This window comes from Paraburkholderia hiiakae, assembly GCF_904848665.1.
In the GTDB taxonomy this organism is placed as follows: domain Bacteria; phylum Pseudomonadota; class Gammaproteobacteria; order Burkholderiales; family Burkholderiaceae; genus Paraburkholderia; species Paraburkholderia hiiakae.
This window is the reverse complement of record NZ_CAJHCQ010000002.1, coordinates 137,283-150,666: the sequence shown is the minus strand read 5'-3', so window position 1 is coordinate 150,666 and position 13,384 is coordinate 137,283. Positions and strand designations below refer to the sequence as shown.

General features: G+C 62.8%; 14 protein-coding genes and 1 pseudogene. 3 read left to right on the top strand and 12 right to left on the bottom strand.

Annotated elements, in window-relative coordinates:
- Positions 1-57: 57 nt before the first annotated feature.
- From JMY28_RS04630 to gcvA, 7 genes and pseudogenes are all read right to left on the bottom strand, one after another.
- On the bottom strand, positions 58-648 hold the full coding sequence (locus JMY28_RS04630) for a PqiC family protein (RefSeq protein WP_201694731.1): 591 nt from the start codon (positions 646-648) through the stop codon (positions 58-60).
- Positions 645-2,267, bottom strand: coding sequence for a PqiB family protein (locus tag JMY28_RS04625; protein ID WP_201694730.1), 1,623 nt, complete (start codon positions 2,265-2,267; stop codon positions 645-647). Before JMY28_RS04625 ends, JMY28_RS04630 begins: the two co-directional genes overlap by 4 nt.
- The gene (locus tag JMY28_RS04620) at positions 2,242-3,531 is read right to left on the bottom strand and encodes a paraquat-inducible protein A (protein WP_201694729.1); all 1,290 of its coding nucleotides are present in this window, start codon (positions 3,529-3,531) and stop codon (positions 2,242-2,244) included. Before JMY28_RS04620 ends, JMY28_RS04625 begins: the two co-directional genes overlap by 26 nt.
- A gap of 17 nt (positions 3,532-3,548) precedes the next feature.
- Positions 3,549-3,767: pseudogene (locus JMY28_RS04615) on the bottom strand (efflux RND transporter permease subunit); the annotation flags it as partial.
- A 598-nt stretch (positions 3,768-4,365) separates the two neighbouring features.
- Positions 4,366-5,757: an MFS transporter gene (locus JMY28_RS04610; RefSeq protein WP_201694727.1), complete on the bottom strand. Its 1,392-nt coding sequence runs from the start codon at positions 5,755-5,757 to the stop codon at positions 4,366-4,368.
- A gap of 130 nt (positions 5,758-5,887) precedes the next feature.
- On the bottom strand, positions 5,888-6,199 hold the full coding sequence (locus tag JMY28_RS04605; protein ID WP_236596692.1) for a winged helix-turn-helix transcriptional regulator: 312 nt from the start codon (positions 6,197-6,199) through the stop codon (positions 5,888-5,890).
- A 129-nt stretch (positions 6,200-6,328) separates the two neighbouring features.
- Positions 6,329-7,228 carry a transcriptional regulator GcvA gene (gene gcvA, locus JMY28_RS04600; protein ID WP_201694725.1) on the bottom strand — a complete coding sequence of 300 codons (900 nt, stop codon included), beginning with the start codon at positions 7,226-7,228 and terminating at the stop codon, positions 6,329-6,331.
- A gap of 143 nt (positions 7,229-7,371) precedes the next feature.
- On the opposite strand from gcvA, the gene JMY28_RS04595 reads away from it, so the two are divergent.
- On the top strand, positions 7,372-8,655 hold the full coding sequence (locus JMY28_RS04595; RefSeq protein ID WP_201694724.1) for an adenylosuccinate synthase: 1,284 nt from the start codon (positions 7,372-7,374) through the stop codon (positions 8,653-8,655).
- Between the two features lie 64 nt (positions 8,656-8,719).
- On the opposite strand, the gene JMY28_RS04590 is transcribed toward JMY28_RS04595, so the two are convergent.
- From JMY28_RS04590 to JMY28_RS04580, 3 genes are all read right to left on the bottom strand, one after another.
- Positions 8,720-9,130, bottom strand: a complete 411-nt coding sequence (locus JMY28_RS04590) for a VOC family protein (protein WP_201694723.1) — start codon at positions 9,128-9,130, stop codon at positions 8,720-8,722.
- Positions 9,131-9,186: 56 nt separating this feature from the next.
- Positions 9,187-9,402 (bottom strand): DUF3820 family protein, encoded by a 216-nt coding sequence (locus JMY28_RS04585; protein ID WP_158761255.1) that lies wholly within the window; start codon positions 9,400-9,402, stop codon positions 9,187-9,189.
- 61 nt (positions 9,403-9,463) lie between these two features.
- Positions 9,464-9,955, bottom strand: a complete 492-nt coding sequence (locus tag JMY28_RS04580) for a MarR family winged helix-turn-helix transcriptional regulator (protein ID WP_201694722.1) — start codon at positions 9,953-9,955, stop codon at positions 9,464-9,466.
- Here JMY28_RS04580 and JMY28_RS04575 point away from each other — a divergent pair.
- Entirely contained in the window at positions 9,932-11,515 is a 1,584-nt protein-coding gene (locus JMY28_RS04575; RefSeq protein WP_236596691.1) for an FAD-dependent oxidoreductase, read from the top strand. The two genes, JMY28_RS04580 and JMY28_RS04575, sit on opposite strands and share 24 nt — an antisense overlap.
- Positions 11,516-11,556: 41 nt before the next feature.
- On the opposite strand, the gene JMY28_RS04570 is transcribed toward JMY28_RS04575, so the two are convergent.
- Positions 11,557-12,180 carry a glutathione S-transferase family protein gene (locus JMY28_RS04570; RefSeq protein WP_201694721.1) on the bottom strand — a complete coding sequence of 208 codons (624 nt, stop codon included), beginning with the start codon at positions 12,178-12,180 and terminating at the stop codon, positions 11,557-11,559.
- Positions 12,181-12,355: 175 nt separating this feature from the next.
- Between JMY28_RS04570 and JMY28_RS04565 the strand changes: the two genes are divergently transcribed.
- A complete protein-coding gene (locus JMY28_RS04565; RefSeq protein WP_201694720.1) occupies positions 12,356-13,015 on the top strand; it encodes a glutathione S-transferase family protein in 660 nt (219 codons plus the stop codon).
- 101 nt (positions 13,016-13,116) lie between these two features.
- Here JMY28_RS04565 and JMY28_RS04560 read toward each other — a convergent pair whose 3' ends face one another.
- On the bottom strand, positions 13,117-13,308 hold the full coding sequence (locus JMY28_RS04560) for a hypothetical protein (protein WP_201694719.1): 192 nt from the start codon (positions 13,306-13,308) through the stop codon (positions 13,117-13,119).
- Positions 13,309-13,384: the final 76 nt, after the last annotated feature.

Here is a 13,384-nt window from a genome sequence, read left to right as displayed (position 1 = left end):
AGTAAAACCCGGAAGGGAGCGTTGCCCGGGCCGCTGTAGCGGATGCCATTGCGCCAGTCATCGCGACAGGCTCTTCACGATCGCAGCCGCAATGTCCCGGCTCACCGAGCCCAATGCGCGATCGTGAGCGGCAACAAGCGCGTCGTAAGCCTGCCCTTGCACAGGCTCGCGCGCGAGCGTGCGCCCGAAAATCGGTGTCACCTGGCCTGGAGGCCAGATTGTCCACAGTGCGTCTATCGTTGCCATATCCCCCAGCACCGAATCGAATTGCATGATGTCGACGCGCACACGCCACGTTGGCAAGCCACTTGTATCCGCCCCATACACGCTTACGTGCTCAGAGCCAAGCAGCACCGCGAGATCGCCAGCGATCGTTCGCTGAATATTGCCTTTCAGCGGCTCCGCCCAGCGTTGAAACTCTTCAGGCCACACCTGATTGTCGGCAAGGCTGACGACGATCTGCGGGCGGTCAACCAACGCGGGAATCGTGACCGGGTTGACCACAACATGTAGCGGCGCCACGGGGCCCATGGTGGCAAGTGTTGCGTCAGGCTTCAACCGGTAGAAGCTGGACGCTGGCGAGCTGGCGCAGCCGCCAAGCGACACGGCCAACAGGGCAATAACGACCGATATCAGTGCACGCGTCACGGGTGGTTCTCCTGCTGCTTGCCGCGAAGCAACGACTCCGGATGCCGCTCAAGATAATCGGCGAGCGTGCGGAAGGCCGTAGCCGTGCGTGAAAGCTCCTGAATCATGTCGGTCGTGTTCTGCTGCAGGGCGGAGTCCGGCTGCAACGCGTTGTTGGCCGAGTCGAGCGCAGTGTGGGCCGCGGCAAGTGTGCCCTGCGCCTGCGGGACGATCATGGTGTCGAGATCGTTGAGTAGCGTCTTCGCGTTCGCCAGCGTCTCTCGCGTGTTCTTGCCAATCGCATCGAACGGAATCGTGTTGAGCTTTGCCACGAGTTGCGTGACGTTGTCCTGCAGCCTTTGCAGGTTTCCGGGGATCGTCGGAAGTTCTGGAGGCGATGACGCCCAATTGACGGTGGCTTTTGGCGCATCAGGAAAGAAGTCGGCGGCCAGATACAGTTGGCCTGTCAGCAAATTGCCCGTTCTAAGCTGGAGACGCAGTCCCTTCGCGACGAGGCGATCCGCCAGTGCGTGCGGATCGTTGGACACGCGCCCGCCTGGGGCGCTGACTGCGCCGGCCTCATAGCGAGACGTGAACAACTCTGGATATAGGTCTATTTCCACCGGAATGGTGAACTTCTCTGTCTTGAGATCAAAGCGTGTATAGATCGCTGTCACTTCGCCCACCACAATGCCGCGGAAGTCCACAGGCGCGCCCACGGTCAGTCCCCTGACCGATTCAGTGAAGTCGACCACGTACTTGGCGACGACGTGATAGTGCGCCTTCATCGCGTCAGCCCGATCCGGGAACAGCGTGAAGGTCGACTCGGTCGCGGCGACGGCTCCGTCGAACCCGCTCGGCGGCGACTCGAATGCCACGCCGCCGATCATGATCGACACGAGCGATTGCGTATTGACCTGGATGCCACCCGAGCCGACTGTTACGTCGACACCGCTCGCGTGCCAGAAGCGCGTGTCCGCAAGAACGAACTTGTCGTATGGCGCATTGATAAACGCCCTCAGTGTCACACCGTGGCCGTCAGGATCGAGCTTGTAGCCGGATATCTGTCCGACCTGCAGCCTTCGGAAATAGACTGGCGTGCCGACGTCGATCGAGCCCATATTGGTGCTTTTCAGAATGAATTCGCGCCCCGGCACATCGTTCGCGATCGCGGGTGGTGTCTCGAGGCCGACGAAGTCGCGACGGTCGACTTTCGATTTCCCGACATCCATTTCGACGTAAGAGCCGGACAGGAGCGTGCCGATCCCAGACACCGTTCCGCCGGATATACGAGGGCGCACGACCCAGAAACGCGTGGTGTCGACAAGCATGTTCGTCGCATTTTTATTGATGTCGGCAGTCGCGACGACTCGCTCGTGATCGGGCGTGAGCGTTACGGTTTTGACGAGCCCGATGTCGACGTTCTTGAACTTGACTTTCGTCTTTCCCGCTTCGAGACCATCGGCGGTCAGGAAACTGATCGTAATCGTCGGTCCCTTCTCGACGACTGCCTTGACAGCGAGCCATCCGCCAATCAGGACCGCGAGGACAGGTACGAGCCAGACGACCTGAAGACGCCAGCGCGAGCGCGGCGTTGCTTGCGCGTCGGGGAAATCAGGCTTTTTCTCCGGTTCCGGCATGATCTCGCTCCAGTTCGTCCCATATCAGGCGGGGATCGAACGCCATCGCTGCAAACATCGTCAACACCACCACAGCACCGAACGCGATCGCCGCGTTGCCGGCCTGGATTGTCGCAAGTGCCTGGAACTGCACGAGCGCGACGAGCATCGTGATCACGTAGATGTCGAGCATCGACCAGCGCCCCACAAATTCGACCATCCGATAGATCCGTGTGCGCTCGACGGGGTACCAGCGCGAGTGCCTTTGTGTGGAGATCGTCAGGTAGACGAGCGCGAGGATCTTGAGCATCGGCACCGCGATGCTCGCGACGAACACGACAATCGCAAGCGGCCACGATCCCGAAGTCCACAGGTACACGACGCCGGAGAGGATCGTGTCGTTCTCGGTGCCGAAGAGCGAGTTCGTGTACATCACGGGCAACATGTTCGCCGGGATGTACATCACCATCGCAGCGACCAGGAAGGCCCACGTGCGAGACAGGCTTGCGGGCTTGCGTACGTGCATCGCTGCACCACAGCGCGGACAATCGAACGTATGGGCGTTGGCCCGTAGGCTTGCGAGCAGTCCGCAATCGTGGCACTGCGCGAGACCGCATTGCGCTGCGGTAAGCGCGCCTTGCAGAGACGCCTCGTCCAGGTCTGGCTGCGCGTCGATGTGCTCAACGGCGGCGACCCGCGCCCACAAGGTGCGCATATCGAAAGCGGAGCCGGCCGCCGCCAGCACGAACATCAGGGCTGCGAACGACCACAGCGCAGGACCCACAACCACGCCCGCGATCGCGGACAACTTCACAAGCGCAACGAGCAAGCCGAGAATCAGCACCTCGGTCATCCCCCAGGGCTGGCAAAAGCGGCAGAGCCGGAAGATGGCCGCACCGCCCCACGGCGCACGGTCGCATTTCAGCGGGATCAGTAACCACAGCATGCTTACGGTCTGCAAGATCGGCATGAGGACAGTCGTAATGAACACGAGGCCCGCGATTGGCCATTTCCCGTCCAGATACAGCACGCCCACGGCGCCCAGCAGCGTTGTTTCGACGACCGTCCCGTTGACCGACAGGCCGACGATCGGATAGAGATTCGAGACCGCGAAGAGTACAACCGCGGCGAGTGAAAACGCGAGCGCCCGGTCGAGACTGTTGGGGAGTTCGCGGTATAGCTGGGCGCGGCAGCGCCGGCATCGCAAGGCTCCGCCCGCTTGCACGGTCACCTCGCGCTGCAGGAGATCGCATTCGTGACAGGCGATGAGTTTCCTGTGAGTCATTGCGGCACCTGTGCAGCAATGAATGCGCTCGACTTCTTCTGGACCTGGATGCCCTGGGACTCAACCTGCCGTGGCGTTCGTGGCAACACGAGGCACACACGGTTTTGCACGTCCGCTTGCGTGAGTTCCGGATTCGCGCCAATTTCGAACAAAACGTTGAGCGTCGGGTTGGCGGTCGATGAACTCGACGAATACATACATATCATGGGGTCTGCACCGTTCACCTGCTCCTCGACGTTCAGACATTCGACGGACCGAGCGCGCTGCGCATCGTCATTCGTCTGACTCAGCAGTTCACGGGCGCGGCAGAGGCGCGCAGCGCGCGAGCGTCCGCGTCGCTACGCAACGTCCCATTCAGCCGCCGGCGTGGAGCCACGAGAATCTGCGCGCGACAGGAGGGGAGCCGGGACCACCAGGTCGCGAACAGGCCGGCATATGGCGCCGGCTCGCTCGTGCCAGTTGTCAGCGGATTGCGAGCCCACATGGCTGCCGTGGCCACCTTTGCTCAAGTCTGGTCGCCACCCGGGTGGAGCACAATGGGACTTTGGTCCGATATCCAGGCAGGGGAGGCAGTCGGGAGGTATCTTGTCGTTCCTGGACTGGGGCGATCAACGTTGATTGCCATCGCTCTGATTGACGGCATGGTGAGGGTCTCATTCAGCCCGATGCGTAAGCCACTTGCCGTATTCGATCGGTCGGGCGCCTCCGCGTGCGTCAAGACGCGCAGCAAGGATATGCCCGCCGCATTCAGAGCAACCGGATGCGCACCCAGATATCAAGTTGACGAATCAACTTATTCGAGTACCGGCTTCGCGACGGCAACGATGGATCTTTTCAGCCGTTCTGCTCGGACACCTGTCCGGCATCAGCATCGGTTTCGCGCGCATCGTTGCGCGAAACCCCCGCGGTCCCGATCGCGTCTGTTGTTGCGCCCGTTTCCACGGGAGCTGGCGGGCCACCCACGTCGTCACGTAGCAAGGGGCGCTCGGGATGCACGAACAGCCATAGCAGCGCTCCGCAAGCGGCCGCCGCGCCGATCACGATCATGCCGCTTCCCCAGCTATGCGTGACCTTGACGACCAGCGCCAGCGTCATGGGACCCGCGACGTTCGACAGGGCCCCCCACACGTTCGTCCATCCCGACATGACGCCGGCAAACTCGCGCCCGAGATCCTGCGTGGCAGACCAGACGACCACCTGCACGAATCCCACCGCGGCAAAGGACAGGCACAGCAAGCCGATCACCGCGGTAATCGAATCCGCTCGCGAGGCCGCCGCCAACGCAAGCGCGCTCACGAGAAATCCGCTCACCGCAACGGGCGTGCGCGCCCGATAGACCGAGCCCGTCTTTCTGAGCAGCCAGTCGCTGAATGCCCCTGCGGCGAACACTGCCACGAACACAGCCACCCACGGCAACGATGCGTACAGACCCATCGCCTTGAGCGAAAGCCCGCGCGCGCGCATGAGGTACGTTGGCAGCCACGTCGTATAGAAACTCTGGATGAGCACCAGCAGGAAGTACTGCACACCGAAGATCCAGAAGCGCCACTGCCGCAGACAGCGCCTGAGCGCGCCCCTGGCTGCGGTGTGTTCAGGTGGCTGGCCGGCTGCGATGTACTCGACCTCTTCCTTTGTGATGAGCGGATGCGCTGCCGGCGTATCGCGGTAGCCGAACCACCAGATCGCGCCGAGCAGCAGGCCCAGCGCGCCGAATCCATGGAAAACGGCGTGCCACCCGAACCGCGAGATGGTCCACGCCGTAAGCGGCGCCGAAATGATCGGGCCGAGATAGAGTCCCGCGAGCAGCAGTGCGTTGCCTTTCGCGCGCTCGCTGGCCGGAACCCAGCGCTTGAGCGCGACGACACTGCTCGACCAGTCCGCCGATTGCGCCCCGCCCAGCACGAGGCGGCACCCGAAGAGCCAGGCGAACGAGGTGCCCAGGGGCGTGGCGAGCATCATGAGCGACCAGAGCGTGCTCGTGCCGAACAGCACCTTACGCGACCCGAAGCGTTCGGCGGCGCGGCCGGCCGGTATCTGCCCGATTGCATAGGCCCAGAAGTAGATCGTGAGAATCATCGACATCTCGACGATCGACAGGCCCAGTTCGTTCTGGATCGTCGGGGCTGCCACAGCCATGGCTGTGCGGTCGAGCGTCATCACGAACGTCAGCGGCGCGACGAGCAATGCCACAATCTTCCAGCGGAGATGGTTCACGTTGTGCAACATCGTTCAACTCCCTGGGTCGTGCGGAACGTGGCTCGCGTGCGGTGCGAAGGCGTCCCGAACCCGCTCGTAGCGATGCCGACGCGCAAGCCTTGTGCACGTCACTGCGAGAATAGTTCGGGCACCTGAGGAATCACGCCTCGCGGCCCGCGTGATCGCGATCAGCCGCTTCGAACCCCTGCGGGTCGCGTTCGGCCCATTGTCGGGCCCAAGCCTGCAGCGGCTGCAATGCGGCCCTGAGCTTCCTGCCTTCTGCCGTCATCTGATAACCACCTTCGCCGTGCTCGACGAGACCGGACGCTCTCAATTCCGCGAGGCGAGTATTGAGCAGGCGGGCATTGGTGTCGCAGGCTTCCTGCAGCGCGCGAAACGTCAACGCCTCGTCACGGAGTTCCCACAGTATCCGCAGTGCGGTCCGCCGCCCGAGCAGGTCCAGCACGACCATGATCGGCCGTCCGGTTGTCGAGCCGCGAACGGGTTGTCCTGGTCGTGGAATCTTCATGCTTTACTTTTTAAAGCATCGAATTCAGGCTGTCAACCCGTGAGCGCGGAAACAGACGATGCGCCACCCTCGCTACGCATGATGTGAAAAGCGCTGCCCGAGTTCGCGCAACCACGCCAGAAAGGTATTGATAGCAGGGTCCTCGATGCGCGCATCGCGCACATAGCTGCAGTAGCGCCATGCCGGCAGGGCGGGGCCGTCGAAGGGAAACACGAGGCGGCCCTCTTTGACATCGAGTGCGACAAGGGCGGTCGGACCCATTGCAATACCCAGACCATCGATGGCGGCTTGCAGGGTCAAATAGAAGTGATCCAGTTGCTGGGAATGGCGAGGAGCAAGCCCTGGGTTACCGCTCGCCACAAGCCATTGCGCCCAAAGGCCGGGATAGGTCGCCGTGTGAAGCAGGGTGTGGTGCGCGAGATCCGGGACGTCGTGTATCGGGTGCGTTTCCAGCAGCCTGGGTGAGCAAACCGGCAGCCGGACTTCCGATAAGAACTCCTTGACCGCATACCCCGCCGACTTCTGCTCGCTGCCGCGAATCGCCACATCGCATTCATCGCCCAGCTTTTCGATCGGCTCATCCGAAGTCGTCAGCCGCACTTCCACCGCCGGATTGGTCAACTGGAAGCTGGAAAGCTGCGGCAACAGCCAGCGCAACGCGAAAGTCGTGGGCGCATTGACCCTCACGATCTGCGCTCGGGTGGCCCGGAGTTGCTCACTGGTCGCGAGCGCGATGCGGTCCAGCGCCGCGGATACCTCGGCCAGGTAAGCGCGCCCCGATGCTGTCAATACGACTCTGCGGCCGCGACGCTCAAACAGGTCGAGTCCGAGCCAGTCCTCCAGTTGCCGCACTTGCCGGCTAACGGCCCCGTGCGTGACACAAAGCGCCTCGGCTGCCGCTGAAAAACTCTCCACGCGAGCGGCGGCTTCGAATACGCGCAGCGCGTTCAACGGCGGCAGACGACGAGACATAACCCGAATCCTATGTGATTTTTCCTGACAGATTAGGTGAGTTTACATCGCTTTTCATGGCAGCTGCGTAGACCTATATTGAGCCCCTTTGCAGCAGCTCCTGTTCTGGATCTGTTCGATTTACTCACCAGGGGAAATATCGCATGTCGAATGTCGTCGTGGTCGGCGCGCAGTGGGGCGATGAGGGAAAGGGCCGGATCGTGGACTGGCTCGCAGAGAAGGCGGACATCGTCGTTCGTTACAACGGTGGGCACAACGCCGGGCACACGCTGGTGGTGGATGGCCGAACGTACAAGCTGGCACTGCTCCCGAGCGGTGTGGTGCGCGGGAAGCTCGGCCTGATCGGCAACGGCGTCGCGCTCGACCCCGAGGCGCTTCTCGCGGAGATCGACCGTATGGCTGCGATGGGCATTCGCGTGACGCCTGAGGTGCTTCAAATCGCCGAGACGGCTACGTTGGTCCTGCCAGTCCATCGCGCGATCGACGCTGCCCAGGAACGAATGCGCGCAAAGCCGCTTGGCACCACCCTGCGCGGCATTGGTCCGGCATACGAAGACAAGGTTGGGCGCCGCGGCTTGCGCGTGTGCGATCTTGCCGAACCGGAACTTCTGGCCCAGAAACTCGACGTCTTGCTCGAGCACCATAACGCGTGGCTTCGCGGTTCGGGCCAGGAGCCATTCCCGCGCGACCCAATGTTGAACGACCTGCTTGCCATGGCGCCACGCATCCTGCCGTTCGTGGGCCGTGTCTGGGAACAGCTCGACCACGCCCATTCGTCGGGCAAACGCGTGGTTTTCGAAGGCTCGCAAGCGGTCATGCTGGACGTGGATTGGGGCAGCTACCCCTACGTCACATCATCGAGCACTATCGCCGCCGGCGCGGCCAGCGGCGCCGGCATTGCGCCGTCGCACCTCGGGCGCGTGCTGGGTGTCAGCAAGGTCTATGCAACGCGTGTTGGCGAAGGCCCGTTCACATCGGAACTGGACGGAGCGCTCGGTGACGAACTCAGGGAGCGCGGCGGCGAGTACGGAGTCAACACCGGCCGCCCGCGCCGCTGCGGTTGGCTGGACACCGTACAGCTGCGTCAGAGCTGCAAAGTCGCGGGCATCAACCAGCTGGCGCTAACCAAGCTCGATGTGCTCGATGGCTTCGAGTCGGTGCAGCTATGTGTGGGCTACATGCTCGATGGGGCGCGCATCGACTACATGCCGTCCACGAACGCCGAGCAGCAACGCCTTCAGCCGGTCCTCAGGCGCTTCGATGGTTGGGTGGGTTCGACCCGGGGCGTGCGCTCGTATGGCGACCTGCCACCGCAGGCAGCGGCGCTGATCGATGCGATTCAGAACGAAGTCGGCGTTCCCGTGGCGATGGTCACGACCGGCCCTGAACGCGATGATGCCATTGTCCTGCAACCCCCATTCGCGTAATCGAACGGCACGGGCATTTGACCGGCGAGTCCTGGCAAGCAGCCATGCTCCGCAAAATGTTGGCCTAACCTTCGTTGGCCAACCTTGAACGGATCTCGGCAGCCGGGAGGTCGCGCTGATGTGTGGCGATCTGCCAGGTGTTTCCCCACGGATCTCTGACCATCGCGCGCCTGTCGCCGTAGGGCAAGTCGGTCGGAAGCTCGAGCGAGATCGCATTTGCCGCCATCGCTCTCTGGTAGGTCGAATCGGTGTCCTCGACGTAGACATACAGGAATGCCGGCATCGGATCGCGAAGGCCTTCCGACCCGCTGACCATGACGACGGAATCGCCGATCCTGATTTCGGCAGGCAGCCCGTGACGGAATTCGCCCTGCGCCTGAAACACCGTCTTGATGAACGCGATCAGGTTTTCCGCGTCCCGCACGACGATTCGGGGCGTGACGGTATGCCATCCGTCGGGCTGAAATCTGGCCATGTCGCCCTACCTCGCAAGAGATTCGCCCGGGCATTGTGCGCCGGGCCGGGGTGGCGCTATGCGCGCTTGCGCAGCGGCTCGAGCAAGCCCTTCAGACCGTTATGGTCCAACTCGTGCATCAGCGCGAGCAGCCGGCCAATTTCGCCCGGCGGGAACCCTTCGCGGGCGAACCAGTTGAGGTAATGCCCGGGCAAGTCGGCGATGAGCCGGCCTTTGTATTTGCCGAAGGGCATGGCGAGGGTGACGAGGCGTTCGAGGTCTGGGGCTTGCATAGGGGGTATTGTGCACGGCTTGGCGTTGCCGCGCCGATGCTGGACCGAGTCCGCTGCCGAATCACGTCCCGGCACCGGAAGCCTGGATTTCGATATCGTCAGCGAACTTGCGCATCAGTCGCACGAGTTCGTCGATTTCCGTCTGCTCCCAGCGGGCGAACAACGATTGGCCCAGCCGATCGCGTGCGGCATCCACCGCGTCGGTCATCGCCTGGCCCTTGGGCGTCACGACGACTTGCCGAACGCGGCCGTCTTCGGCGCCCGCGCGCCGCTCGACCAGACCATGGCTCTCGAGTTTTCCCACCTGACGGCTGACCGTGGTGTGGTCGCGTCCCACGCGTCCGGCAAGATCGACCACTCCGATGGGGCCGAGTCGCTCGACCAGGACCAGCAGCGGAAACAATGCGCGATCGAGCGAAATGCCTGCCTCCCGGACCATCTTCTCGTCCAGTTCGGGCCGGTTCATCACGCTGACGATGCTGATCAACGCAAGGTGCAATTCCCGGATGCGTTCGGATATATGTGTATCTTGCACATTTTTTCTGGACGACATACTATTCCTCCTGTTGCGTGCATATTACACATAACGGAGCGGATGATGACGAGAACTTCAGCTGTCGATGTCCTGATCAGCGGGGCGGGCGCCGCCGGGCTGACGCTCGCCATCGAACTGGCGCGGCGACACGTGTCATTCCGCTTGCTGGACAAGAATGACGGACCGTTCCGGGGTTCGCGTGGCAAAGGCATTCAGCCGCGAACACAGGAAATATTCGAAGACCTCGACATCATCGACCGTGTGGTCGTTGCGGGGGGCGCGTATCCACCGCAGCGCGAATATCGTGCTGACGGCAGCTACGTGGAGTCGGACATCATCGAGCACGCATCCCCAACGCCGAGCGAACCCTGGTGCCAGCCGTTGCTCGTTCCTCAGTTTCTAACCGAAATGGCCATGCGCGAACGGCTCGCCGAACTCGGTCATCAGGTCGAGTATGGATGCGAACTGGTCGGTGTCGAGCAGGGCGAGGACGGCGTGGCGGCGCGCATTGTCGATCAGGCCGGCGAACAGATCGTTCGTGCGCGCTATCTGGCAGGCGCCGACGGGGGGCGCAGCTTCGTGCGCGCGGCGCTCGGCGTCGGTTTTCCGGGTAAGACACTTGGCGTGCGCGCCGTCGTGGCCGATGTCTTCCTGACGGGGCTGGAACGCAACGCCTGGCATCGCTTCAACGAGGGGTCGATGGAGCGGCAGCTTTCGCTATGCCCGCTCGCGGGCACAGACCTGTTCCAGATACAGGCGCCCGTCCCGTCAGAGGGCGATGTCGATCTCTCGTCCGCGGGCCTCACTGCCATGGTGGCCGAGCGCACCGGCCGCCACGATGTCCGCGTGCAATCGGTATCCTGGGCGTCCGCTTACACCATGAACGCGCGTCTTGCCGATCGCTACCAGGACAATCGCGTGTTTCTGGTCGGAGACGCTGCGCACCTTCATCCGCCGACGGGCGGGCAAGGGCTCAATACCAGCGTCCAGGATGCCTACAACCTCGGCTGGAAGCTGGCGGCGGTGATCGAAGGCGCTCCCGACGGGCTTCTCGATAGCTACGAGGAAGAACGCCGGCCAGTCGCAGCCGACATGCTCGGTCTTTCGACGAAGTTGCTCGACGCGATGAAGCGGGGCGAGCTTCGGCGCGGCCGTGAAGTTCAGCAGCTCGACATCGGCTACTTCGGGTCCTCGCTCGCGATGGAGTGTCCTGAACGCTCTGCCGGCCTGCGCGCCGGCGACCGCGCGCCCGACGCTCCCCTTCGTCGCGCAACCGGCCATTCAACGCGTCTCTTCGAGTTGTTCAAGGGCACTCACTGGACACTCCTGGGTTACGACGTCGAACGCGATCGGGTGGCGCCGCGCCCAGGTTTGCGCATTCATACCTTTGGCGTGTGCGGCGATGTCATCGATGATGGAGGTCATTTCCGCGATGCCTACGCGCTTCGGTCCGGCGATTGGGTACTCGTGCGCCCGGACGGTTATGTCGGCGCCATCGTCGCGACTGAGCGGATAGCGTCATTGGAGAATTACTTGCGAGTTGGCGGACTGGGACGGCAGAGCGATAACCACGACTGATCGGTCTCCCTGGCAATTCGACGCACTGCCCGCACCGTTCCTCACGGTATCCCGTTTCCGCAATGCATCGCAAACCCGGGACGTTCGGCAAGCCGTTCGAAATACGCGGAAACGCGGGGCAAAGAGGGATGCTCGAACGGCGTGCCGAACCAGCGGTTCACCGACAACCCAACGGGAATATCCGCAAGCGAGAAGTGCGTGCCGGCAACGAACGCGCCGGTTGCCTGCAGCCGCGCGTCGAGAATGCGCATATGCCGGGTCCAGTTCTCGATGGAAAGAGCAATTTCGCCCGTCGCCTGGTGAGCGGGCGACGCTCTGACCAAGCCGAGAAATGCATAGCTCCACGAACGGTTCAGGTCGGTTGCCTGCCAGTCCATCCATTGATCGACGCGTGCGCGCATCACGGCATCGGCAGGATAGAGATGCGCGCCGCCATAGCGCGACGCCAGATAGCGGATGATGGTGTTCGACTCCCAGAGAACAAAATCGCCGTCCTTGATAACCGGCACGAGCGCATTGGGATTCAAGGCGAGGAACTCCGGCGTATGTGTCGAGCGAAAGCCCGCGCCCCAATCCTCCCGCTCGAAGGGAAGATTCAATTCGACACAGGTCCAGAGCACCTTGCGAACGTTGATGGACGATGCTTTTCCAAGGATGTTGAGCATATCGAAAGAATAAGAGGGGAAACCGCACGGGCCCACGATACGTCACGCGTGCGGCCACCGCCATGTACAGTTGCCCGAACACGCGCCGCTGCAGTTCCCGGCAGCGCTTGCATTGCGCACGCAACCGGCGCATGGTTCAAAGACTTGCCGCCGGCTCGAACCAGGAGACTCAACGATGTCGCTTGCGCTATATGGTCATCCGTTCTCCTCGTACACGCAGAAAGTGCTCGTCGCGCTGTACGAGAACAACACACCCTTCGAATTTCGCGGCATCGGTCCGGATACGCCCGAACATACGGCGCAGTGGCTCGGACGCTGGCCGCTACGCAAGTTTCCGGTGCTCGTGGACGGCGAGCGCAACGTTGCGGAAACAAGCATCATCATCGAATACCTGCAGCTTAAGCATCCCGGGCCGGTGCGCCTGCTGCCCGCCGATCCCATGGCCGCGCTCGACGTGCGTTTTCTCGACCGCTTCTTCGACCTGCATGTCATGACGCCCGTGCAACGTGCCGTGGACGGCGCGTTGACCGGCGACCCCGCGAGGCGCGACGAAGGGCGGGCGTTTGCGGCGGAAAAGCTCGAACTCGCTTATGCATGGCTCGAAGGCCAGCTCGCGGGCAAAACCTGGGCGGCGGGCGAGGACTACACGATGGCGGATTGCGCCGCGTCTTCGTCGCTTTTCTACGCGGACTGGACGCATCGCATCGCCCCGATGTATCCCGCGCTGCGCGCCTATCGCGAGCGCCTGCTCGCACGGCCTTCGTACGCGCGCGCCGTGGACGAGGCGCGGCCATACCGTCCGCTCTTTCCGCTCGGCGCACCGGATCGCGACTGATTCGCCGATGTGATTCGATCAGTTATCCGAAGCAGTACGCAACGCGAAAATACTGAGAGGCTTGCGCTACGCAAGCCTCTTTCGCGGTGTAGACAACGGCATCAACCCACCGAAGGTTCCCCTTCGCCGGACTGCTTGCCCGGACGGTCGGCGGGCGACTGCTTGCGCGACTTGTCATCGCGCTCGGGCATGGCGCTGCGCTGATCGTCGCTGTGCTCGGTGTGCTTCTGCTGCGGGTTTTCGTTGGCTTTGCCAGTGCCATTTTCATGGGGCTTTGGGGTGCTGGCGTTCATCGTTCCTCTCCCATTTCGGTAGGTTCGCCAGATCCCGCAAGGCTCGCGCCCGGGCGCACGCCTGCCCACGTCAGCC